At 72.2% G+C, this 21,529-nt stretch carries 22 protein-coding genes; 5 read left to right on the plus strand and 17 right to left on the minus strand.

Going from position 1 to position 21,529, the window contains the following annotated elements:
* The first annotated feature begins 45 nt into the window (after positions 1-45).
* Together OG899_RS11105 and OG899_RS11110 are read left to right on the plus strand one after the other, a co-directional pair.
* Entirely contained in the window at positions 46-1,347 is a 1,302-nt protein-coding gene (locus OG899_RS11105) for a 3-oxoacyl-ACP reductase (protein WP_168131531.1), read from the plus strand.
* 3 nt (positions 1,348-1,350) lie between these two features.
* A complete protein-coding gene (locus OG899_RS11110; RefSeq protein WP_168131530.1) occupies positions 1,351-2,259 on the plus strand; it encodes a MaoC/PaaZ C-terminal domain-containing protein in 909 nt (302 codons plus the stop codon).
* A gap of 52 nt (positions 2,260-2,311) precedes the next feature.
* Here the strand turns inward: OG899_RS11110 and OG899_RS11115 are convergent, their stop codons facing one another.
* The 6 genes from OG899_RS11115 to OG899_RS11140 form a co-directional block, all read right to left on the minus strand.
* Complete coding sequence (locus OG899_RS11115; protein ID WP_125496975.1) at positions 2,312-2,635, minus strand: DUF4229 domain-containing protein; 324 nt, start codon at positions 2,633-2,635, stop codon at positions 2,312-2,314.
* 309 nt (positions 2,636-2,944) lie between these two features.
* Positions 2,945-4,108 (minus strand): aminofutalosine synthase MqnE, encoded by a 1,164-nt coding sequence (mqnE, locus tag OG899_RS11120; protein WP_125496976.1) that lies wholly within the window; start codon positions 4,106-4,108, stop codon positions 2,945-2,947.
* 48 nt (positions 4,109-4,156) lie between these two features.
* The gene (locus OG899_RS11125) at positions 4,157-4,612 is read right to left on the minus strand and encodes an Lrp/AsnC family transcriptional regulator (RefSeq protein ID WP_125496977.1); all 456 of its coding nucleotides are present in this window, start codon (positions 4,610-4,612) and stop codon (positions 4,157-4,159) included.
* Between the two features lie 132 nt (positions 4,613-4,744).
* On the minus strand, positions 4,745-5,416 hold the full coding sequence (locus OG899_RS11130) for a UbiX family flavin prenyltransferase (RefSeq protein ID WP_125496978.1): 672 nt from the start codon (positions 5,414-5,416) through the stop codon (positions 4,745-4,747).
* A gap of 61 nt (positions 5,417-5,477) precedes the next feature.
* Positions 5,478-6,380, minus strand: coding sequence for a menaquinone biosynthesis prenyltransferase MqnP (mqnP, locus tag OG899_RS11135; protein ID WP_125496979.1), 903 nt, complete (start codon positions 6,378-6,380; stop codon positions 5,478-5,480).
* Complete coding sequence (locus OG899_RS11140) at positions 6,377-7,828, minus strand: menaquinone biosynthesis decarboxylase (protein ID WP_125496980.1); 1,452 nt, start codon at positions 7,826-7,828, stop codon at positions 6,377-6,379. Before OG899_RS11140 ends, mqnP begins: the two co-directional genes overlap by 4 nt.
* A gap of 151 nt (positions 7,829-7,979) precedes the next feature.
* On the opposite strand from OG899_RS11140, the gene OG899_RS11145 reads away from it, so the two are divergent.
* Complete coding sequence (locus OG899_RS11145) at positions 7,980-8,186, plus strand: hypothetical protein (protein WP_125496981.1); 207 nt, start codon at positions 7,980-7,982, stop codon at positions 8,184-8,186.
* A 56-nt stretch (positions 8,187-8,242) separates the two neighbouring features.
* Here OG899_RS11145 and OG899_RS11150 read toward each other — a convergent pair whose 3' ends face one another.
* The 8 genes from OG899_RS11150 to hemL all read right to left on the minus strand — a co-directional run bounded on the left by OG899_RS11150 (position 8,243) and on the right by hemL (position 16,750).
* Positions 8,243-8,656 carry an SRPBCC domain-containing protein gene (locus tag OG899_RS11150; RefSeq protein WP_125496982.1) on the minus strand — a complete coding sequence of 138 codons (414 nt, stop codon included), beginning with the start codon at positions 8,654-8,656 and terminating at the stop codon, positions 8,243-8,245.
* 176 nt (positions 8,657-8,832) lie between these two features.
* Positions 8,833-9,945 (minus strand): c-type cytochrome biogenesis protein CcsB, encoded by a 1,113-nt coding sequence (gene ccsB / locus OG899_RS11155; RefSeq protein ID WP_125496983.1) that lies wholly within the window; start codon positions 9,943-9,945, stop codon positions 8,833-8,835.
* On the minus strand, positions 9,942-11,807 hold the full coding sequence (locus OG899_RS11160; RefSeq protein WP_168131527.1) for a cytochrome c biogenesis protein ResB: 1,866 nt from the start codon (positions 11,805-11,807) through the stop codon (positions 9,942-9,944). Before OG899_RS11160 ends, ccsB begins: the two co-directional genes overlap by 4 nt.
* Positions 11,808-11,810: 3 nt before the next feature.
* The gene (locus OG899_RS11165) at positions 11,811-12,572 is read right to left on the minus strand and encodes a cytochrome c biogenesis CcdA family protein (RefSeq protein ID WP_125496985.1); all 762 of its coding nucleotides are present in this window, start codon (positions 12,570-12,572) and stop codon (positions 11,811-11,813) included.
* Positions 12,573-12,578: 6 nt separating this feature from the next.
* Complete coding sequence (locus OG899_RS11170) at positions 12,579-13,235, minus strand: TlpA disulfide reductase family protein (RefSeq protein ID WP_168131525.1); 657 nt, start codon at positions 13,233-13,235, stop codon at positions 12,579-12,581.
* 66 nt (positions 13,236-13,301) lie between these two features.
* Entirely contained in the window at positions 13,302-14,591 is a 1,290-nt protein-coding gene (locus OG899_RS11175) for a hypothetical protein (RefSeq protein WP_125497022.1), read from the minus strand.
* A 153-nt stretch (positions 14,592-14,744) separates the two neighbouring features.
* Positions 14,745-15,437 (minus strand): histidine phosphatase family protein, encoded by a 693-nt coding sequence (locus OG899_RS11180; RefSeq protein WP_125496987.1) that lies wholly within the window; start codon positions 15,435-15,437, stop codon positions 14,745-14,747.
* Positions 15,434-16,750, minus strand: coding sequence for a glutamate-1-semialdehyde 2,1-aminomutase (gene hemL / locus OG899_RS11185; RefSeq protein ID WP_125496988.1), 1,317 nt, complete (start codon positions 16,748-16,750; stop codon positions 15,434-15,436). Before hemL ends, OG899_RS11180 begins: the two co-directional genes overlap by 4 nt.
* Before the next feature lie 425 nt (positions 16,751-17,175).
* On the opposite strand from hemL, the gene OG899_RS11190 reads away from it, so the two are divergent.
* Positions 17,176-17,829 carry a hypothetical protein gene (locus OG899_RS11190; RefSeq protein ID WP_125496989.1) on the plus strand — a complete coding sequence of 218 codons (654 nt, stop codon included), beginning with the start codon at positions 17,176-17,178 and terminating at the stop codon, positions 17,827-17,829.
* 72 nt (positions 17,830-17,901) lie between these two features.
* Here the strand turns inward: OG899_RS11190 and OG899_RS11195 are convergent, their stop codons facing one another.
* Positions 17,902-18,444, minus strand: a complete 543-nt coding sequence (locus OG899_RS11195; protein WP_125496990.1) for an MOSC domain-containing protein — start codon at positions 18,442-18,444, stop codon at positions 17,902-17,904.
* Positions 18,445-18,641: 197 nt separating this feature from the next.
* Here OG899_RS11195 and OG899_RS11200 point away from each other — a divergent pair, with 197 nt between their 5' ends.
* Complete coding sequence (locus tag OG899_RS11200; protein WP_229814202.1) at positions 18,642-19,058, plus strand: hypothetical protein; 417 nt, start codon at positions 18,642-18,644, stop codon at positions 19,056-19,058.
* A gap of 96 nt (positions 19,059-19,154) precedes the next feature.
* Here the strand turns inward: OG899_RS11200 and OG899_RS11205 are convergent, their stop codons facing one another.
* Both OG899_RS11205 and OG899_RS11210 read right to left on the minus strand, forming a co-directional pair.
* The gene (locus OG899_RS11205) at positions 19,155-20,702 is read right to left on the minus strand and encodes a HAMP domain-containing sensor histidine kinase (RefSeq protein ID WP_125496991.1); all 1,548 of its coding nucleotides are present in this window, start codon (positions 20,700-20,702) and stop codon (positions 19,155-19,157) included.
* A complete protein-coding gene (locus OG899_RS11210) occupies positions 20,703-21,431 on the minus strand; it encodes a response regulator transcription factor (RefSeq protein WP_125497023.1) in 729 nt (242 codons plus the stop codon).
* Positions 21,432-21,529 lie beyond the last annotated feature (98 nt).

Here is a 21,529-nt window from a genome sequence, read left to right on the forward strand (position 1 = left end):
CGCACGCGTTTCGCAGCACCTGTCGACCCGTGGGAGACGGACATCATGGCCGACCGCTACCTCCGCTTCACCGCCACCGCGCCCGGCCGCTTCCTCACCCGCCGCCTCGGCCTGCCCCAGCCGGCCACCCTGCGCCGCTGGTCACCGGAGCATCCCGGGCTCGACGGCCCGCTGCTGCACCTGACCGCGGGCACCTCCGCGCTCGATCTCGCGCCCGTCCTGGACCGCACCGGGCTGCCCGCCGGGGACCGCGACCCGGCCGCCGTGGTGCTGGACGCCACCGGGGTGCGGGACGTCGCCGCGCTCGCCGAGGTGCACGCCGCCCTGCACCCGGTCGTCCGGTCCGTCCGGGCCGGCGGACGGGTGGTCGTCCTCGGTGCCCCGCTCGATCCCGACGACCACCACCAGTCCGCCGCCCAGCAGGCGCTGGAGGGCTTCACCCGCTCCCTCGGCAAGGAGATCGGCCGGGGCAGGACCGTCAACCTGGTGCGGCTCGACGACGCCCGCGCCGCCGAGTCCACCCTGCGGTTCCTGCTCTCTCCGAAGTCGGCGTACGTCAGTGGCCAGGTCGTCCACGTCGCCGGTCACGAACCGACCGCGCCCGAGGACTGGTCGCGCCCGCTGGCCGGCCGCACCGCCCTGGTCACCGGCGCCGCCCGCGGCATCGGCGAGGCGGTCGCCACCACCCTCGCCCGCGACGGCGCCCATGTCGTCGTCCTGGACGTGCCGCAGGCGGAGGCGGACGCCCGGCGCGTGGCCGAACGGCTCGGCGGCACCGCGCTGCTGCTGGACGTCACCGCCGCCGACGCGGGCGCGCGGATCGCCGCCGCCCTGCCCGACGGGCTGGACGTCCTCGTCCACAACGCGGGCATCACCCGGGACCGGCGCCTGGTCAACATGCCCGCGGAGCGCTGGAGTCCCGTGCTGGAGGTGAACCTCGCGAGCGTCCTGCGCATCACCGACGAGCTGTTCGCGGCGGGCACCCTGCGGCCCGGCGGCCGGGTCGTGGCCACCGCCTCCATCGCGGGGCTCGCCGGCAACGCCGGGCAGACCAACTACGCGGCGAGCAAGGCCGGGATCGTCGGCCTGGTGCGTGCCCTGGCCCCGCGTGCGCTGGCCGAGCACGCGGTCACCGTGAACGCGGTCGCCCCCGGCTTCATCGAGACGGCGATGACGGCCGCGATCCCGTTGTTCATCCGCGAGGCGGGCCGCCGGATGAACTCCCTCGCCCAGGGCGGGCAGCCCGTCGACGTCGCCGAGACCACCGCCTGGCTCGCCCACCCGGCTTCCGGCGGCGTCAACGGCCAGGTCGTCCGCGTCTGCGGCCAGAGCCTGCTGGGGGCCTGAGAGATGACCGGCACCGACCCCCGCCGTTCCACGTCCGGACCGGCCCCGACCCCCGTCGTCCTCGGCCGGCCGCCGGCCCTCGCACCACTGCTGCTGCGGGGCGCACTGCGCTCGCCGCTGCGGCGGCCCCGCCCCGACGCCCCCTGCCCGCGCACCCGGCTGGTGCTGCCCTCCGTCCGGGCCGATACGGCACGGCTCGCCGCCTACCGGAGCATCTGCGGCTTCCCCGAGGACGGCACCCTGCCCGTCACCTATCCGCATGTGCTCGGCTTTCCGCTGGCGATGCGGCTGATGAGCGGCCGGGACTTCCCGTTGCCACTGCTCGGCCTGGTCCACACCTCGATCGGGATCACCCGGCACGCCGCCCTGCCCGCCACGGACGCCTACGAGCTGGCCGTGCACGTCGCCGGACTCGCACCGCACCGGCGGGGCACCGAGGCCACCGTCGTCACCGAGCTGCGCGCGGACGGCACCGTGGTGTGGGAGTCGGCGAGCACCTATCTGGCCCGCCACCGCACCCCGGACGGTGCCGCACCCGCCGCCGGCGGGTCCGGCGCGCACTCCGCCGCGCGGACGCCGCTGCCGGAGGTGGACCGGTGGACGCTCCCCGGCGACCTGGGACGTCGCTACGGTGCCGCGTCCGGGGACCGCAACCCGATCCACCTGCACCCGCTCACCGCTCGCCTGTTCGGCTTCCCGCGGGCGATCGCGCACGGCATGTGGACCGCGGCCCGCTGCCTGGCCGCGCAGGGCACACCCGAGGCCGCCGACGTGCGGGTGGAGTTCAAGGCCCCGGTGCTGCTGCCGGGCACGGTCGTCCACGCCGCCGACGGCACCGGACGCTTCGCGCTGCGCTCGGCCGACGCGTCCCGCACCCACGTGGTGGGCGAGGTGCGCGAGCTGTCTGTCTGAGCAGGGGGGTGCGGGCCGCTCGGTCCCGCCGTGAGGATGTGGACGCCTCGCGTCAGGACGCCTTGGACGCCTCGGAGCGTGCCGCCTCGGCCTCGCTCCGGGCCTGCTCGTCCGCCGCGTCCTCGACGCCCGCGCTGGCCCGCATGTTCGCCTTCATACGGTCCACGCGCTCGGCGACCTTCATCGAGGCCCGGTCGCGTTCCTTGCGCAGGACGACGAAGCTGATCGGCGCGGAGATCACCAGGGCCAGCAGCAGGACCCACCAGCCGTTGGAGCCGTTGCGGCCGGACGGGAAGATGCCGGAGTAGACGAGTCCCCAGACCACCACGAGGCAGCCCAAGAAGATCCCGAGGCGCATCAGCGTGTAGCGGAGCATCTCAATCCACTCTTCCGTTCCGTGGGGGGACGGCCCCTTGCGCGCGCGGCCGACCGGAGGTCCCGAAGGGCACTGTCCAGTGAAGCACGCCCGTCCGCGGGCCCCGCAGCGGGGTGGCGAACGACCCATCGCGGGACACACGGCCCAGGTCCGGCACGACATACGCCGCCGCCTGGGTGTTCCCGCGCCCGGTGCCCGCGCAACGGCCGTGCCGGGCCGGTGCGCACCCGGCACGGCGTGCGGTCCTTCTCACACCCGCCGGGGCCTTCTCGCACCCGCGGGGCTCGCCGGCCTCACGGCCTCGCGGCCTCACACCCGCATGGGCTGCGGGGCCTCGCGGCGGTCGGGGTCCGGGCCGTCGTACTCCCGGACGACCTCGTAGCGCGTGTTGCGCTCCACCGGGCGGAAGCCCGCGTCCCGGATCAGCTCCAGCAGGTCCTCGCGGGTCAGCTTGTTCGGGGTGCCGAAGTTGTCCGCGTCGTGCGTGATCTTGTACTCGACGACCGAGCCGTCCATGTCGTCCGCGCCGTGCTGCAGGGCCAGCTGGGCGGTCTGCACCCCGTGCATCACCCAGAACACCTTCACGTGCGGGACGTTGTCGAACAGCAGCCGCGAGACCGCGAACGTCTTCAGCGCCTCCGCACCGGTCGCCATCCTGGTGCGGGCCTGCAGACGGTTGCGGATCTTGCCGTCCTTCATGTCGACGAAGTCGTGCTGGTAGCGCAGCGGGATGAAGACCTGGAAGCCTCCGGTCTCGTCCTGGAGTTCCCTGAGCCGCAGCACGTGGTCGACCCGGTGGCGGGGTTCCTCGATGTGCCCGTAGAGCATGGTGCACGGGGTCTTCAGACCCTTCTCGTGCGCCAGCCGGTGGATGCGGGACCAGTCCTCCCAGTGGGTGTCGTGGTCCACGATGTGCTGCCGGACCTCCCAGTCGAAGATCTCGGCGCCGCCGCCGGTCAGCGACTCCAGGCCGGCGTCGATCAGCTCGTCGAGGATCTCGCTCGCGCTCAGCCCGGAGATCTTCTCGAAGTGGTGGATCTCGGTGGCGGTGAACGCCTTCAGCGACACACCCGGCAGGGCCTTCTTCAGCTCCCGCAGCGAGCGCGGGTAGTACCGCCAGGGCAGCGTGGGGTGCAGGCCGTTGACGATGTGCAGCTCGGTGAGGTTCTCCCCCTCCATCTCCTTGGCGAGCCGCACCGCCTCCTCGATGCGCATGGTGTACGCGTCCTGCTCGCCCGGCTTGCGCTGGAAGGAGCAGTAGGCGCACGACGCCGTGCACACGTTGGTCATGTTGAGGTGCCGGTTGACGTTGAAGTAGACGACGTCGCCGTTCTTCCGCGTCCGCACCTCGTGCGCCAGGCCGCCCAGCCACGCCAGGTCGTCCGACTCGTACAGCGCGATGCCGTCCTCACGGGTCAATCGCTCCCCGGAGCGGACCTTCTCCTCCAGCTCGCGCTTGAGCCCGACGTCCATGCGAACACCTCTTTCTCAACAGACTGGGACCACCGTACGCCTGGCGGCTCAGACCTCTTCGGGCAGATCGCCCACCCGGTTCTCCCACTTGGTGGACAGCACGATGGTGGTGCGGGTCCGCGAGACGCCCTTGGTGCCCGACAGCCGCCGGATGATGCTCTCCAGGCCGTCCACGTCCGTGGCGCGGACCTTGAGCATGAAGGAGTCGTCGCCGGCGATGAACCAGCAGTCCTCGATCTCCTGAAGGTCCTTCAGCCGCTGGGCCACGTCCTCGTGGTCGGCGGCGTCGGACAGGGAGATGCCGACCAGGGCGGTGACGCCCAGGCCGAGCGAGGCGGCGTCCACGGTGGCCCGGTAGCCGGTGATGACGCCGGCCGCCTCCAGCCGGTTGATGCGGTCGGTGACGCTCGGTCCCGACAGGCCGACGAGGCGTCCCAGCTCCGCGTAGGAGGCCCGGCCGTTCTCCCTCAGGGCCTGGATGAGCTGCCTGTCCACCGCGTCCATGCGTTCGAAGCCTTCCGCTGAAGAGATCCGGTGAGAGATCTGAGAGATGTCTGGAGGTGTCTGGCTGGAGGGGTCCGGGATCCTCGGTCCGAGGCGCTGCCCCCGGGTGCGCCGCCGCCGTCCGCGGCCGGCTCACGCACTCCGGGCGCCGCCCAGTGCACCCTCCCAGCGGTGGTAGAGGCGGTGGGGCACCCCCACCGCGTCCAGAGCACGGCCGGCGACGAAATCCACCAGGTGCTGGATGTGCGTCGCGCCGGCGTAGAAAGCGGGCGAGGCGGGCAGGACGGTGGCGCCCGCGTCGTCCAGCGCAACCAGCTGCCGCAGCGTCTGACCGTTCAACGGGGTCTCCCGAACGGCCACCACGAGCGGCCGGCCCTCCTTCAGGGTCACGCTCGCCGCCCGCTGCAGCAGGTCCTTCGACAGCCCGAGGGCGACCCCCGCCACACAGGCCGTGGAGGCCGGCACGATCAGCATGCCCTTCGCCGGGTACGACCCGGAGGACGGCCCGGCCGCCAGGTCACCGGCGGTCCAGTAGCGCACGCCGGTGACGTCCGCGTCGAAGGTGCCGGGCTTGCCGTCGGCTCCCCGGGACAGCCACTCCCGCAGATCGTCCTGCCAGTGGCCGTCCCGGAAGGAGATGCCGGTCTCGTCGCGCAGGGTGAGCCGCGAGGCACGGCTGACCACCAGGTCGACGCTCTCCCCCGCCTCGAGCAGCGCCCGCAGCACGGCAGCCGCGTACGGGGTGCCGGACGCGCCGGACACCCCCACGATCCAAGGCGTGCGCTGCGTTTCTCCTGCGTTCACATCTTGAGCGTACCGGTGCGGGTACGGCTCTCCGGACCGGTGGGCCGTCCCGGGGCCACGGCTACACCGTCAGTCCGCGCACCAGCAGGTCGATCAGCGCACACACGAACAGGGCGATGCCGATGAAGCCGTTGACGCTGAAGAACGCCCGGTTGAGGCGGGTCAGGTCGTGCGGGCGGACGATGGAGTGCTCGTAGACGAAGGCACCCGCCACGATGACCAGGCCCAGCCAGAAGAACGCACCGGCGTCGGTGGCCAGGGCGTACCAGACGAACAGGGCCGTGGTGACGGTGTGGCAGACACGGGCGCCCCAGATCGCGGCGGGGATGCCGAAGCGGGCCGGGACCGACTTCACGCCGATGCGGCGGTCGGTCTCGACGTCCTGGCAGGCGTAGATCAGGTCGAAGCCGCCGATCCAGATGCCGACGGCGAGACCGAGGATCACGGCGGTCCAGGACCACGCGCCGCTGATGGCGAGCCAGCCGCCGACCGGGCCCATGGCCTGCGCGAGACCGAGGATGGCCTGCGGGAAGTTGGTGAACCGCTTGCCGTAGGGGTAGACCACCATCGGGACCACCGCGACGGGCGACAGGGCCAGGCACAGCGGGTTGAGCAGGCCCGCGGCCACCAGGAAGACCGCGAGGGCGATCAGCGCGCCGGTCCAGGCGTGGCGCACGCTCATCGCGCCGGTGACCAGCTCGCGGTGGGCGGTGCGCGGGTTCCGGGCGTCGATCTCGCGGTCGATGATCCGGTTGACGGCCATCGCGAAGGTGCGCAGGCCCACCATGCAGATGGTCACCAGGAGCAGCCGGCCCCAGTGGATGTTCCTGTCCCACTCGTACATCGCCGTCAGGGAGGCGATGTACGCGAAGGGCAGGGCGAAGACGGAGTGCTCGATCATCACCAGGCGCAGGAACGCCTTGGTGCGCCCCGGCCGGGGGATCGCGGCGGATGCGGAACTCACAGCCCGTACTCCTTCCACCGGCGGTCGACCTTCGCCGCCGTCTCCGGGTCGGAGACCACCATCTCCGGCCAGCCGCCGTCGCGGGTGTAGCCCTCCTCCGGCAGCTTCCTGGTCGCGTCGATGCCCGCCTTGCCTCCCCAGAACTGCTGGTAGGAGGCGTGGTCGAGGTGGTCGACGGGGCCTTCGACGACCGTGAGGTCGCGGGCGTAGTCGGTGTTGCCCAGGGCCCGCCAGGCGACCTCGTGCAGGTCGTGCACGTCGCAGTCGGCGTCGACGACCACGATCAGCTTGGTCAGGGACATCATGTGCGCGCCCCAGATGGCGTGCATGACCTTCTGGGCGTGCTTGGGGTACTTCTTGTCGATGGAGACGATCGCGCAGTTGTGGAAGCCGCCCGCCTCGGGCAGGTGGTAGTCCACGATGTCCGGCACGATGATCTTCAGCAGGGGCAGGAAGAAGCGCTCGGTGGCGCGGCCCAGCGGGCCGTCCTCCGTGGGGGGTCGGCCGACCACGATCGACTGCAGCAGCGGGCGCCTGCGCATCGTCACGCAGTCGATGGTCAGCGCGGGGAAGGGTTCCTGCGGGGTGTAGAAGCCGGTGTGGTCGCCGAAGGGGCCCTCCGGCAGCATCCTGCCGGGCTCCAGCCAGCCCTCCAGGACGACCTCGGCGTGCGCCGGGACCTGCAGCGGCACGGTCTTGCAGTCGACCATCTCGATCCGCTTGCCCGCGACGAACCCGGCGAACAGGTACTCGTCGATGTCCCCGGGCAGCGGCGCGGTCGCGGCGTAGGTGACGGCGGGCGGGCAGCCGAAGGCGATGGCGACCGGCAGCCGCTCGCCCCGGCGGGCCGCGACCTGGTAGTGGTTGCGGCTGTCCTTGTGGATCTGCCAGTGCATGCCGATGGTGCGCCGGTCGTGGCGCTGCAGCCGGTACAGCCCGAGGTTGCGGATGCCGGTCTCGGGGTCCTTGGTGTGGGTCAGGCCCAGGTTGAAGAAGGAGCCGCCGTCCTTGGGCCAGGTGAACAGCGCGGGCAGCGCGTTCAGGTCGACCTCGTCACCGCGCAGGACGACCTCCTGGACGGGGGCCTCCTTGACCTTCTTCGGCGGCACGTGCGCCATCGCGCCGAGCTTGCCGAAGGCGTCCCGCACACCGACGAAACCGTGCGGCAGCTCGGGCCGCAGCAGTCCGCCGATCTTCTCCCCGATCTCGTCGTAGGAGGTCAGGCCGAGCGCCTTCAGCAGGCGGCGGTCGGTGCCGAAGACGTTCATGGCGAGCGGCATGGCCGAGCCCTTGACGTTCTCGAACAGCAGGGCCGGTCCGCCGGACTTCTGCACCCGGTCGACGATCTCACCGACCTCCAGGTACGGGTCGACCTCCACCTTGATGCGCTTGAGGTCGCCGTCGCGCTCCAGTGCCCTGAGCAGCGAGCGAAGATCGTCGTAAGCCATGCGTCCCAGTATCGGCCACGCCCCGCGCCCGCCGCGGCACCGGGGCCCCGCCTCGCCGTGACGGCGTCTCGCGGTCAACACCCTGTGTACAGAACCGGATTGGACCGTGCACACAGAGCGACACGTGCACGGATGAGAAGCCGTCAGTGATGTGCGTCACCCGCACCCGGCATCTCAGGGGCCCCTGGAACGGACCGAACCGCCCGGGCAGTACGGCCTCCCGCCGCCGCCCGGGGTGCCGCCGCAGCAGCGGCACCGGGCCCTGACGGCCGTGGCGGGCATCGCCGCGACGGTCGGTGCGGTGGGCCGACCGGTGGCCGAGGCGGTCGACCGGGTGCTGTCCCTGATCCCCTCCTGATCCGCCGGCGCGTTCCACGGGTCCTCAGCGGGGCCGGGCGGGCGTCGTTGCGCGCGTCAGTCCGGGCGTCCCTCCCCGCCCAGCTGCTCGATCAGCCGCTCGAAGCGGGCCCGCCAGCCCGCCTCCGAGGAGGTCTCGCCCCGGAACTCGTGGGTGAAGCGCAGCACGCAGGCGGTGTCGCCGTCCCGTTCCAGGTGGAAGCGGAGGCGGCTGCCGTCCTCCAGGGTGTACTCGGCGATCCGGTCGACGTCCCAGGCGGTGACCCGGCCGCTGCCCAGGCCGCGCAGCGTGACCGTGCCGCCGAGCCGCGGCTGGAGCTCCTCGGCGACGGTGAACCACGTCGCGAGCCCGTCGGGGGTGGACAGCGTCGGCCAGACCGCCTCCATGGGGCGGGGAAGCCGCACCAGGAAGTGGAGCAGGTGGGTGTTCCCGTGGACCTGGCTGGTGCCCTGTTCGACGGATCCGGTCATGACACCAGCGTGCCGCGCCCCGCTCCGGCGCGCACATGTGCGGCACCCGCACCGGCACGCGCACGTGTGCCGTATGTGCGGCGGGCCGGTCCCGCCCCCGCCTGCGGTGCGGGGGCGGGACCGGCCCGTCCGCCGGGCGCACCGGGCGCCCGGCGGGTGTCACACGCCGTGCGGGATCACACGCCCGCGTAGGAGTGCTTGCCGCCGACGAAGATGTTCACGCCGTAGTAGTTGAACAGCCAGCAGGCGAAGGCGACCAGCGCGATGTACGCGGCCTTGCGGCCCTTCCAGCCGGCCGTGGACCGGGCGTGCAGGTAGCAGGCGTAGGCGACCCAGGTGATGAAGGCCCAGGTCTCCTTGGGGTCCCAGCCCCAGTAGCGGCCCCAGGCGGACTCGGCCCAGATGGCGCCCGCGATGATCGTGAACGTCCACAGCGGGAAGACGGCCGCGTTCACGCGGTAGCAGAACTTGTCCAGGGTCGCCGCGGCGGGCAGCCGCTCCAGCACCGAGGAGGCGAAACGGCCGGGGGTGCCGCCGGAGGCCAGCTTGTTCTCGTAGGAGTCCTTGAACAGGTACAGCAGGGTGCCGACCGCGCCCACGTAGAACACCGCGCCGCACAGGATCGCGGTGGAGACGTGGATGTACAGCCAGTACGAGTGCAGCGCCGGGACCAGCTGGTCGCTGGCCGTGTACAGGACGGTGACCGCGAGGCCGAGGTCGAGCAGGACCGTGGTGGTCAGGAACAGGCCGAGCCAGCGCACGTTCTTCTTCAGGGCGAGCAGGGCGAGGTACACGCCCACCGCGACCGTGGAGAAGGTGATGTTGAACTCGTACATGTTGCCCCACGGCGCCCGCTCCACGGACGCCGCGCGGGCGACGACGCCGGCCGCCTCCACGACGAAGGCCAGCGTGGTCAGGGAGATGGCGATGCGCCCGTACAGGTCGCCCTGCTCGTCGCCGCCGTGCGCACCGGGGCCGTCGGGCACGTCCCGGGAGCCGGCCGCGGACCGGACGACGACCTTGGGCCGCTCCAGGACGGCGGTGCCGCCGGCGGACTTCACCGTCACCGCCGGGCCCTGCGCCGCGGCGGCCGTCTCCTGCTTCTTCGGCGCGGTCAGCGCGGCGGCGGTGCGGGCCACCTTGCTGCGGCTGCCGAAGAGCCATTCCGCGATGTACGCGAAGAACGCCAGCGTGTAGACGGCCATCGCGGAGTAGATCAGCGTGTTGCTGATCTGCGCGAGTTGCTCGTTGACCGTGGCGGCCAACTGGATGGGTGCGGCGAGTGTCACTTCTTCTGCTCCCCTTCGGCGGGTACGGGGGTGGCGGCGTCCGGCCTCCGGTCGGGGGCGGCGTCGGAGCCGGAGCCGGCGTCGGGGTCGGTGGCGGCGTCGGAACCGGCCTCGGAACCGGAGCCGGCCTCGGCGTCGGTGCGGGTGGGTGCCGTGTCGTGGACCAGGGCGGCCAGGTCGCCGATCTCCTCGGGCAGCTTGGCGGACTCGCTGCGGCCCAGGCCGGCGACCTCGACGACCGTCACGCCGTCGGCGCCGGGCACGGCCCGCACCCACACGCGGCGCCGCTGGATGAACAGCGAGCCGGCCAGTCCGGCGAGGGCGGCGACGGCGCCGGCCAGCGCCCAGCCCTGGCCGGGCTGCTGGACGATCTGGAAGCCGGCCCACTCCTTGATGTCCTTGTCGAAGGTGATGGAGCCGGCGCCGCCCGGCAGCTGCATGGTCTCGCCGGGCAGCAGGCGGGCCTTGAGGATGTTGCCCTTGTCGTCCGTGAACGGCTTCAGCTTCGGGTTCTTGGTGTCCAGCTGGTAGACGTTCTGCGGCACGCCCGCGTCCACGCCCAGGTCGCCGTGGTAGGCGCCCAGCGCCAGCACCGGGAAGTCCAGGCCGGGGAACTGCGAGAACATCGAGTCCTGGCCGACGCCCCCGAAGGTGGGCACGAAGAACGCGGCGAAGCCCAGCTGCTCCTTCTTGCCCTGGGGGTCGGTGTAGCCGTCCATGACCTTGATCGCGCCCTGCGAGGTCGCGTTGGCGTCGAGCGGCAGCAGCGGCACGGCCTGGTGGTAGATCACCTTGCCCTTGCCGTCGCGGACGGTGACGGTCGGGGCGTACCCGTGGCTGACCAGGTAGACCTTGGCGCCGTCGACCTCCAGCGGATGGTTGACCTTGATGGTCTTGTGCTGGGGCTTTCCGTCGGCGCCCTTGCTGTACTCGACGTCGGCCTCGAAGGTGCGCGCGGTGCCCTTGTTGGGGCCGCTGCGCTCGTAGGTGCCGGTGAACTTCTTCAGGGTGAAGCTGAACGGCACCAGACTGTCGTCGTCGAACAGGTTGCCCGACTTGAAGTCGTCGTACTGGGTGAGGGTGTTGGCGAAGCCGTCGCCCTCGACGATCAGCTTGTTGCCCTCGGTCTTGTACAGCTGACCGCAGGCGAAGGCGACCAGCATCACGATGAGGGAGACGTGGAACAGCAGGTTGCCGGCCTCGCGCAGATAGCCCTTCTCGGCGGCGACGGCGTCACCGGCGGTGTGGGCGCGGAACCGCCGCTGCTTGAGGATCCGCAGCGCGGCCTCGCGCACCTGCTCGGGTGCGGCGTCGGTGCGCCAGGTGGCGTACGCGGGCAGCCGGTTCAGCCGGCGCGGGGCCCTCGGCGGGCGGCTGCGCAGCTGGCCGACGAACTGCCAGGTGCGCGGGATGATGCAGCCGATGAGCGAGACGAACAGCAGGATGTAGATCGCGGAGAACCACACCGAGCTGTAGACGTGGAACAGGCCGAGCTTGTCGTAGATCGGCCCGAGGGTCGTGTGGGCCTGCTTGAACTCCTCGACCTTCAGCGCGTCGCTGCCGTTCTGCGGGATCAGCGAACCCGGGATGGCGCCGAGGGAGAGCAGGAACAGCAGCAGCAGTGCGACCCGCATGGAGGTCAGCTGCCGCCAGAACCAGCGCGCCCAGCCGATGGTCTCGCGCACCGTCCAGGCGAGCCGGCCGGCCGGGCCGGGGGCGCGGTTGCCGCCGAAGGAACCGGGGACCGCCGTCTCGGTGGGGGCGGTGGACAGCTGCGCGCCGGCCGCGTCCAGGTCGTCCGCGCCGGCGGGCGCGGTGGCCGGGTTCTGCTCGGCGCCGGTGTCCGGTGTCGTCTTGCTCATGGATCAGATCCCCACAGTGAAGCCGGTGGACCAGGTCTGCATCTGTTGCACCAGCCGGTCCCAGACACCGGTCAGCAGCAGCAGGCCGGTGACGATCATCATCGTGCCGCCGAGGCGCATCACCCAGACGTAGTGGCGCTTGACCCAGCCGAAGGCGCCGAGCGCCTTGCGGAAGGCGACCGCGGTGAGCACGAACGGTATGCCGAGGCCGGCGCAGTAGGCGACGGTCAGCAGGGCGCCGCGCCCGGCGCTGGCCTGGTTGGAGGACAGGGCCACGACGGAGGCGAGGGTGGGGCCGATGCACGGGGTCCAGCCGACCCCGAACAGGGCGCCGAGCACGGGGGCACCGACCAGTCCGGTGGCGGGGCGCCGGTGCAGGCGGAACTCCCGCTGGCTGATCCAGGGCAGCGCCCCCATGAAGAACAGCCCCATCAGGATCATGATCACGCCGAGGACCTTGGACAGGACGCCCTTGTAGTCCTGCAGGGTCTGGCCGAAGTAGCCGAACAGCGCGCCGCCGGAGACGAACACCACGGTGAAGCCGAGCACGAACAGCGCGGCACCGGTGGCCATCCGCCCACGCCGGGCCTCGGCCAGGTCGGTGCCGGTGACCCCCGTCACGTAGGACAGATAGCCGGGCACGAGCGGCAGCACGCAGGGCGAGAAGAACGACACGAGCCCGCCGAGCAGCGCGATGGGCAGCGCGAGCAGGAGGGCTCCGCTGAACACCGTCTGGTTGGGGTCAGTGGCTGCGGCCAGTAGCACGACGGCTCACTTCTCCGCGACGACCGGGTCGAGCATCTTGTGCAGCTTGTCCTCGCTGAGCGCCTGCAGCGCGCGGGCCGCGATCCTGCCGTCCCGGTCGATGACGAGCGTGCTCGGGATGAGCTGCGGGTTGAGCGTGCCCTTCTTGAAGCGGAGCATCAGCTTGCCCGTCGGGTCGTACAGGCTCGGGTACGGCACGTCGAAGTTCTTCTCGAACTCCCGGGCCGGCCGGGTGCTGGTGTCGCGGGTGTTGATGCCGACGAACTGCACCCCCTGGGACGCGGTCTCGCGGGCGACCTTGGCCAGGTTCGGTGCCTCGGCCCGGCAGGGCGCGCACCACGAGCCCCACACGTTGAGCACCACGACCTTGCCCTTGTAGGAGGCGAGGTCGAGGTGCTTGCCGTCGATGGTGGTGCCGGACAGGTCGGGTGCCGGCTTGCGCTCGTCCTTCTTCACCGTGGCGATGCCGTCGGAGCCGGTGATGAAGTTGGTGTTGCCTCCGCCGCCGGAGGTGCCGCCGGAGCCGCACGCGGTCAGGACGAGTGCCGCGACGGCTGAGCCGACGGCGAGCAGGGCGGCCCGGCTGCGGGCACGGGCGGTGCGCGGACGGAGCGAACGGTCTGCCCGGTTCGAACGCTCAGGGGCGCGGCATGCGGCACTCATGTGAAAAGTTTCGCATGCCCCATCCGGGGATCTTGGGCGCCCCCCTGCCGGGCGGAAAAGCGCATTTCAGGCGGTGTTTCGCGCCCCTTGTGCCCCGGTGGAGCCAGTGACCTGCGTCTCCTTGAGGAACTCTTTCCAGCCACCGGCCGGCTCCTGCCCGACGTCGAGGGTGCGCAGTTTGGCGAGCACCTCGGGCTTCTGCACGTCCAGCCAGTCGACGAGCTGCCGGAAGGAGACCAGGCGCACATCCGCGCCCTGCTCCTTCTTGCGCGCGATGTAGCGGACGGCCTCCTCCACGGCGTCCATGTAGATGCCGCCGTTCCACTGCTCGAAGTGGTTGCCGATGAAGAACGGCGCCCGGTTGGTCCGGTACGCGCGCTCGAAGCCCGCGATGTAGGCGCGGGCGGACTGGGTGCGCCAGTCGGGGTAGTGGTAGCTGGGGGCGTTGGTGGAGTTCACCGACTGGTTGGCCAGCATGTTGTAGTCCATCGAGAGGACCTCGAACGAACGGCCGGGGAAAGGTATCTGCTGCAGCGGGAGGTCCCAGATCCCCATCCGCTTCACCGGCCACACCTGGCGGCCGCCGGGCGAGGAGGCGTCGTAGCGCCAGCCCAGCTCGCGGGCGGCGGGCAGCAGCTGGTCCTGGCCGAGCAGGCAGGGGGTGCGGCCGCCGACCAGTTCCTTGTCGTAGTCGAACGGCAGGGCGGGCAGGTCGTGCCAGCCGGTGTGGGTCCGCCACTGCTTCACGAACGACTTCGCCTGGTCGATCTCGCTGCGCCACTGCGCCGGCGTCCAGTTCGCCACCGAGCCCGAGCCGGAGCAGAAGTGGCCGTTGAAGTGGGTGCCGATCTCGTGGCCCTCCAGCCAGGCGCGGCGGACGTTGGCCAGCGTGGACTTGATGTGCTCGTCGGTCAGGTAGCCGATGTCGGAGGCACCGCGCGGGTTGTTCGGCGGGTCGTACAGGCGCTTCTTCGACTCCGGCAGCAGGTAGAGCCCGCTGAGGAAGAAGGTCATGCTCGCGCCGTGCTCCTTGGCGAGGTCCAGGAAGCGCGGGAAGAGTCCGTTGCCGACCTCGCCGGCCCCGTCCCAGGAGAAGACGACGAACTGGGGCGGGGCCTGGCCCGGCTCCAGCGGCACGGGCGCGGCGGGCTGGTGCGGCTGCCGACCGGTGTACTCCGTCGAGCCGTCGCCGATCGGCCGGGCCGGCTGCACCGTGGGCGTGCCGGTCGCACCGGCGCCGGAGGTGCCGGTGCGACCGGATGCGCCGGTGGCGTGCAGGCTGCCGCAGCCCGCGAGCCCGGCGGTGGCGGCCGCCGCGCCGAGCCCGAGCATTCCCCTCCGGGTGAAGGTGCGCATGAGATCCCCGATCGTCGCGTCCTCTGCAGTGGTCACCCACACAGAGGACGCGACGAGGGCAGCGGTTGACCCGCTGATGTACGGAGATCGTAACGATCACGGGGTAGCCATGCGACGGTGACGCCGGGTGCATCGTCCCGTCACGGTGCGCGGCTACGCCCCGAACGCCTTGCCCTGGCCCTTCACCGGCTTGGCGCCCGCCAGCAGGTGGGCGGGCACCAGGTCGCGGGCCGGCTCGGTGTAGCCGACCGAGACGATCCGGTCGCCCTGGTACGTGAACGTGGTCAGCGAGGCCAGCGTGCACTGCCGCTTGCGCGGGTCGTGCCACAGCCGGCGCCGCTCCACGTAGGAGCGCACGATCCAGATGGGCAGCTGGTGGCTGACCACCACCGCCTCGTGCCCGCGCGCGGCGTCCTTCGCGGCGTTCAGCGCGGCGGTCATCCGCACCACCTGGTCGATGTACGGCTCGCCCCAGGACGGCTTGAACGGGTTGACCAGGTACTTCCAGTTGGCGGGCCGGCGCAGCGCGCCGTCGCCGACGCCGAAGGTCTTGCCCTCGAAGACGTTGGCCGCCTCGATCAGCCGCTCGTCGGTGGCGACGTCCAGGCCGTGCGCCTTGGCGATCGGCGTCGCCGTCTCCTGCGCCCGCTCCAGGGGCGAGGCCACCACATGGGTCACGTCCCGGGAGGCGAGGTGGTCGGCGACCCGCTCGGCCATCCGCCGGCCCAGGTCGGACAGGTGGTAGCCGGGCAGCCGCCCGTACAGGATGCCCTCGGGGTTCTCCACCTCGCCGTGCCGCATCAGGTGGACGACGGTGATGTCCTGGTTGTCCTTCTGCGCGCTCATGCCGTCGCCTCCGCTGCCGCCCGGGCCGCCGCCGGCAGGGCGTCGGCGATCCGCTCCAGGGCCCGCTCGTCGTGCGCGGTGGAGACGAACCAGCACTCGAAGGCGGACGGCGGCAGGTAGACGCCGTGCGCCAGCATCGCGTGGAAGAACGCGGTGTAGCGGTGCGTGTCCTGCGCCTTGGCGTCGTCGTAGTCGCGCACCGGACCGTCGGTGAAAAACACCGAGAACATGTTCGAGGCGTTCTGCACGGTGTGCGCCACGCCCTCCTTGGCCAGCGCCTCGGACACCATGGCCCGCAGCTTCTGCGAGACGTCGTCGAGGTGCGCGTACGCCGCGTCGTCGAGCAGGCGCAGCTGGGCGAGGCCGGCGGCGGTGGCCACCGGGTTCCCGGACAGGGTGCCCGCCTGGTAGACGGGGCCGGCGGGCGCGAGGTGCGCCATGACGTCGGCGCGCCCGCCGAACGCCGCGGCCGGGAAACCGCCGCCCATCACCTTGCCGAAGGTCATCAGGTCGGGCTCGACGCCGTCCACGCCGTACCAGCCGGCCCGGCTGGTGCGGAACCCGGTCATGACCTCGTCGGAGATGTACAGCGCGCCGTTGTCCCGGCACAGGTCGCGCAGGCCCTGGTTGAAGCCGGGCAGCGGCGGCACCGCGCCCATGTTGCCGGGCGAGGCCTCGGTGATCACGCAGGCGATCTCGTCCGGGTGCGCGGCGAAGGCGGCACGCACCGCGTCCAGGTCGTTGTACGGCAGCACGATGGTGTCGCCGGCCTGCGCACCGGTGACCCCGGGCGTGTCCGGCAGGGCGAACGTGGCGACGCCCGACCCCGCGGAGGCCAGCAGCGCGTCGACGTGCCCGTGGTAGCAGCCGGCGAACTTGATCACCTTGCTGCGCCGGGTGAAGCCGCGGGCCAGCCGGATCGCGGACATGGTGGCCTCGGTGCCGCTGGAGACCAGCCGCACCTGCTCCAGCGGTGCGACGCGGGCGACCATCTCCTCGGCGAGCGCCACCTCGCCCTCACCGGCGGTGCCGAAGGACGTGCCGCGGGCGACCGCCTCCTGCACGGCGGCGATCACCTCCGGGTGGCTGTGCCCGAGGATCATCGGCCCCCAGGAGCACACGAGGTCGACGTACTCCCGCCCGTCGGCGTCCGTGAGGTACGCGCCCTTGCCGGACACCATGAACCGAGGCGTACCGCCCACGGCGCCGAAGGCACGCACCGGGGAGTTGACACCACCGGGTGTGACGGCCGCCGCACGGTCGAACAGCGCCTGCGAGGCGGGGGCTTCGTATGGGTATGGCAGTTCGCTCATGACCTGCGACTTCTCCGATTCCTCGGGATTTCCTCGGGATGGTCCCGGACGACGTGCATCCGCCGGTGGGCAGTGACCCAGTTCAGGGTAGGCCAGCGGGGTCCGGGAGCCGGGAGCGGAGTGGGTGGGGGATGTGCCGCACGGGGGTGTCCGGCGGAGATCCGGCCGACGCCCGGCGCACGTCGGGCGGACGTTTCCCGGATGTGCGGAAGCACGGCGGAACCAGCCAATTCCCCGGTCCCATCTGAGAAACTGGACGCCGCGTACGTATGACAGGGCGAAGGGTCGTGTCGAGGGCCGCGCGGGTCCCCGTGGCGAGTTGCGGTGAGGCACGTTTCGGCGTGCGACCGCGGGGGAGGTCACTGACACGATGATCAGGTTGCGCGGCTGAGGGCACGCACCTAGAACAGCAGTCGGGTGGAGATATGCATCGCGGTGGCGGACTGGGCGGGGGGACTGACGACCTGGGTCCTCGACGTGCCCGGCGGGGAAGACACCGGCGCGACGCGGGGGGCTCGGCCGAGGCACGACAGGAACAGCAGGGCGCACCGAACGAGCCCGAGCGGCTCGACCGGCGGATCGAACACCGGACCGATCACCGGCTGGACCGGCTCGGAGCAGGAAGCAGGCATGGTGGTCGGGTGGGGGTGACGTACAAGTACTTCGGCGCGCCGGACGGCGCGACCGCGGCACGTGTCCCGCTCTCGATGCGCCCCGAGGAACTCGGCGGCGACGAGCTGGGCATGAACGGCATGTTCACCCGGATCAAGCCGGAGACCATGGCGGCGATGGTGCTCACCGGCATCGAGGGCGTCCCTCTGCACCGGGTTCCCCCGCTGGAGCTGGTCGTCCTGCACCCCGACTACGCGGTGGTCAAGCTGCCCATGACGGTCGTCGACCCGCTGCGCGGCATCGGCGAGGAGGCCGTCGGCGCGGCCGCCTTCATCTGGTCCACGGTCCCCGACCGGGGCGGCCCCCGCGACGCGTTCGACGTCTACCGGCTGCTGCGCGAGTGGCGGGACTTCAGCCGGCGGCTGCACGAGGCGGGGCACCAGCCGTACTGCCTGGTGTGGCCCTGAGCGGAGACGGCCCACGGCCCGGGGTGCGCGGACCGGCGGCGGTGAGCCGCGGCGCCCCGGCAGCCCGGGCGGTCAGACCCGCTCGAGCGGGCGGTGCGGCCCCTCGGGCAGCTCGGCCCGGACGGTGTCGCCGGGGCGGACCTCGCCGCCGCGCACGACGACGCCCATGACGCCCGCCTTGCGGACGAGCGTGCCGTCCTCCTCGCGGCGCAGCACCTGCTTGAGCAGTCCCGGCTGGAACGCGTCGATCTGCCGGCAGGGGTTGCGCAGCCCGGTGACCTCCACGACCGCCTCCGCACCGAGGTGCAGCAGTGTGCCCGTCGGCAGGGCGAGCAGGTCGATGCCGCTGGTCGTGATGTTCTCCCCCAGATCCCCGGGGGACACCGCGAATCCCGCGCGGGCGACCTCGTCGAAGAGTTCCTCGTGGATGAGGTGCACCTGGCGCAGATTGGGCTGAGTGGGGTCCTGGGCGACGCGGGAGCGGTGCTTGACCGTCACCCCGGCGTGGACGTCCCCCGCCACGCCGAGCCCCGCCAGCAGGGTGATGCTGTCCCGGTTCGGTTTGGTGAACGAGTAGGTGCCGTTGCTGCTGACCGCTGTGACGACAGCGCTCATGGGGTCCCCCTCATCGGCTCGCGGGCAGATGTGCCCGCGTCGATCCTATGTGCGGATGTGCGGCGGGGTACGGCGTTCCTGGGGGCGGCAAGGAGGGGATCCCGTGTCCGGCGGACGACGGCCGGTTTCACCCTTGGATGGGCTACTACGTACTGTAGGGTCCGGCTCGCCGTCATCCGTGAACGGGGGATCGAACCATGCAGGAAGCTCCGTGTCCGCCCCCGTCCTCCTCGTCCGACGAGGAGGACGGCATCGGGGTCGGTCCGACCGTCGCGATCCTGGTCGTGAGTCTGGTCGTCGCGGCCGTCGGCGTGCACGAGCTGTGCGGATTCGGCCTGCACGCCCTCGATCCGCGGCCGCGCCTGTTCACCAACGGCTTCACCACCGCGGGCGTGATCGTGGCCACGGTGGCGGCGGGTGCCGCCGTCGGCAACCTCGCCTGGCTGCTGACGGCGTCCCGCAGACGCGCCGCGGGCACCGCCCGGGACGGCGGCACCGGTGACCGGAACGGCACGGGACCGGACGGCACCGAGCGGGAGGCGGAACCCGCTGCCGTGCGCGGAGTCCCGTCCGCGGTCGGCGCGGTCGCCTCCTCGGCCGCCGCCGAGGACTGAGCGCCCCGCCTCGTCCGCCCTCTCCCCTTCTCCCGGCCCCGTTCCCGTCGGCTCCGTCGGTTCTGCCGGTGGCCGGGTCGGGTTCCCCCGGCTCTCTCAGCCCCCACGGGCCGCGTCGGCTGTCCCGTCGCTCTCACGCTGCCCCCGGTGCACCCGGTCCGCACCTGCCGCGCGCGGACGGTCACGGACGGCCGTCCCGTCCCCCTCGGCGCCGCCGTCCCGGCCGCCGTGCTGGTCCGGGAGCACGCCCACCGTGAAGCCGATCACCGCACCGCCTCCCTCGCGCCGGGAGGCGAACGGCACCCCGCCGTGCGCCAGGGCCACCTCCCGCACGATGGACAGCCCCAGCCCGGAGCCGGGCTGGGCGCGGGCGTCGGGGGCGCGGTAGAAGCGGTCGAAGATGCGCAGCAGATCGCCCGCGGCGACACCGGGGCCCCGGTCGAGGACCTCGACGCGGACGGCGCCGGGCAGCGCGGGCCCGGAGACGGCGATCTCGATGGGTGCGGTGCCGCCGGGGTCGAACTTGGCCGCGTTCTCGACCAGGTTGGAGATCGCCCGTTGCAGCCGGCCGGGCCGGCCGTCCGCCGTGGTGTCGCCGCTCGCCCGCACCACGATCTCGCGGCCGGTGCGGCGGCGGGCACGGACGGCCACCTCCTCGGCGATCTCGGCCAGGTCGACCCGCTGCGGCGGCTCGGTGTCGGACTGCCCAGCGGCCAGGTCGACCAACTCGTTGACCAGATCGGTCAGTTCGCGCGCCTCCTGGGTGAGGTCGGCGACCAGTTCGTCGCGGGTGGCGGGCGGCAGCTCGTCGATGCGGCGCAGCAGGGTGATGTTGGTCCGCAGCGAGGTCAGCGGGGTGCGCAGCTCGTGCCCGGCGTCCTGGACCAGGCGGCGCTGGTCCTCCTCGGACTGGGCGAGCCGCCCCAGCATGCGGTCGAAGGCCCGGCCGAGGCGCCCCACCTCGTCGGAGCCGGTGACGGGCACCGGGACGCCGAGCTGCCGGGTGCGGGCGACGTTCTCGGCGGCGGAGGTGAGCGCCACCAGCCGGCGGGTGATGCGCCGGGCCAGCCACCAGCCGCACAGTCCGGCCGCGACCACCACGATCGCCATCAGCACGAGGGTGCGCCGCTGCAGCTCGTGCAGGAGGTCCTCGGTGTCGCTGAACTCCTGGGCGATCTGGACGGCGCCGCGGCCGTCGCCGAGCGAGACGGTGGCGATCCGGTACATGCCGTCGCCGACGACCACGTCCGTGTGCTGCACGGTCCGCCCGGCCGCACGGGCGGCGGCGACGGCCCGGTCGGCGTCGGTGACGGGCAGCTGCGGGCTGCCGTGGTCCACGATCTGCCCCTGCGCGCCGAGCACCTGCACGTCGGTGCGGGCGGGCCTCACCACCTCGTGGCCGGGGCTGGTGGAGGAGAAGTCCACGGGATGCCGGTCGTAGCGCCGTACCTCGTTGCGGACGTCCTGCACGACCTGGGTGAACACCGACTGCTGGTCCACGCGCACCAGGCGGGCGGCGGAGTCGTAGGACAGGATGCCGACGACGACCGTGACGGCGGCCGTGACCAGGGCGAAGGTCACGGCGAAGGTGGTGCGCAGCGACGACAGCCGGGGGCGGGCGAACAGCCGCGCCGGGCGGCCCACTCAGGCCTCCCGGAGCACGTATCCGACCCCGCGCACGGTGTGGATGAGCTGCGGTGCGCCCGGCTCGTCGAGCTTGCGGCGCAGATAGCCGACGTACACGGCGAGGTTCTTGGAGCCGGGGCCGAAGTCGTAGCCCCAGATGCGGTCGTAGATGGTGGAGTGGTCCAGGACGATACCGGCGTTGCGGACCAGCAGGTGCAGCAGTTCGAACTCGGTGCGGGTCAGCTCGATCTCGCGGCTGCCCCGCCACACCCGGCGGGCCTGGACGTCGATGCGGATGTCCGCGGCCTCCACGTGCCGCCGCTCCGGTGCCGGCGCCTCCCGGGCGGCGGCCTCCTCCGCCGCGCCCGCCGGGGCGGCGGGAACGGCGGCGGGGCCGGTGCGGCGCAGCAGGGCGCGCAGCCGGGCGAAGACCTCCTCCACGTCGAACGGTTTGACGACGTAGTCGTCGGCGCCGGCGTCCAGGCCGGCGATCCGGTCCGCGGTCTCCACCAGGGCGGTGAGCATCAGGATCGGGGTGCGGTCGCCCTCGGCGCGCAGCTCCCGGCACACCTGCAGTCCGTCCATGCCGGGCATCATCACGTCCAGGACGAGGACGTCCGGCGGGTTCTTGTGCGCCTGCGCCAGCGCCTCCACTCCGTCGGCGACCGCCGTCACCGCGTAGCCCTCCAGGGTCAGCGCCCTCTTCAGTGCGTGGCGGATGGCGCGGTCGTCTTCGGCGAGCAGCACAGTCTGAGGCACGCGTCCAGTCTGCCAAGGCGGCCGCGCTCCCAGCAGGGCCCCGGTGGCTGCCGTGCGGCCGTTTCACCGGCCTTGCACCGGCCGTG

Origin of the sequence: Streptomyces thermoviolaceus (genome assembly GCF_045209695.1) — a bacterium.
Taxonomy (GTDB): Bacteria; Actinomycetota; Actinomycetes; order Streptomycetales; family Streptomycetaceae; genus Streptomyces; species Streptomyces thermoviolaceus.

What these genes read in the sequence shown, in the direction of transcription:
- OG899_RS11105 (WP_168131531.1), top strand. Translation starts at nt 46, where the DNA reads ATGGCCGACCGCTACCTCCGCTTCACCGCCACCGCGCCCGGCCGCTTC.
- OG899_RS11110 (WP_168131530.1), top strand. Translation starts at nt 1,351, where the DNA reads ATGACCGGCACCGACCCCCGCCGTTCCACGTCCGGACCGGCCCCGACC.
- OG899_RS11115 (WP_125496975.1), bottom strand. Translation starts at nt 2,635, where the DNA reads ATGCTCCGCTACACGCTGATGCGCCTCGGGATCTTCTTGGGCTGCCTC.
- mqnE (WP_125496976.1), bottom strand. Translation starts at nt 4,108, where the DNA reads ATGGACGTCGGGCTCAAGCGCGAGCTGGAGGAGAAGGTCCGCTCCGGG.
- OG899_RS11125 (WP_125496977.1), bottom strand. Translation starts at nt 4,612, where the DNA reads ATGGACGCGGTGGACAGGCAGCTCATCCAGGCCCTGAGGGAGAACGGC.
- OG899_RS11140 (WP_125496980.1), bottom strand. Translation starts at nt 7,828, where the DNA reads ATGGCTTACGACGATCTTCGCTCGCTGCTCAGGGCACTGGAGCGCGAC.
- OG899_RS11150 (WP_125496982.1), bottom strand. Translation starts at nt 8,656, where the DNA reads ATGACCGGATCCGTCGAACAGGGCACCAGCCAGGTCCACGGGAACACC.
- OG899_RS11160 (WP_168131527.1), bottom strand. Translation starts at nt 11,807, where the DNA reads ATGAGCAAGACGACACCGGACACCGGCGCCGAGCAGAACCCGGCCACC.
- OG899_RS11170 (WP_168131525.1), bottom strand. Translation starts at nt 13,235, where the DNA reads ATGAGTGCCGCATGCCGCGCCCCTGAGCGTTCGAACCGGGCAGACCGT.
- OG899_RS11175 (WP_125497022.1), bottom strand. Translation starts at nt 14,591, where the DNA reads ATGCGCACCTTCACCCGGAGGGGAATGCTCGGGCTCGGCGCGGCGGCC.
- OG899_RS11180 (WP_125496987.1), bottom strand. Translation starts at nt 15,437, where the DNA reads ATGAGCGCGCAGAAGGACAACCAGGACATCACCGTCGTCCACCTGATG.
- hemL (WP_125496988.1), bottom strand. Translation starts at nt 16,750, where the DNA reads ATGAGCGAACTGCCATACCCATACGAAGCCCCCGCCTCGCAGGCGCTG.
- OG899_RS11190 (WP_125496989.1), top strand. Translation starts at nt 17,176, where the DNA reads ATGCATCGCGGTGGCGGACTGGGCGGGGGGACTGACGACCTGGGTCCT.
- OG899_RS11195 (WP_125496990.1), bottom strand. Translation starts at nt 18,444, where the DNA reads ATGAGCGCTGTCGTCACAGCGGTCAGCAGCAACGGCACCTACTCGTTC.
- OG899_RS11200 (WP_229814202.1), top strand. Translation starts at nt 18,642, where the DNA reads ATGCAGGAAGCTCCGTGTCCGCCCCCGTCCTCCTCGTCCGACGAGGAG.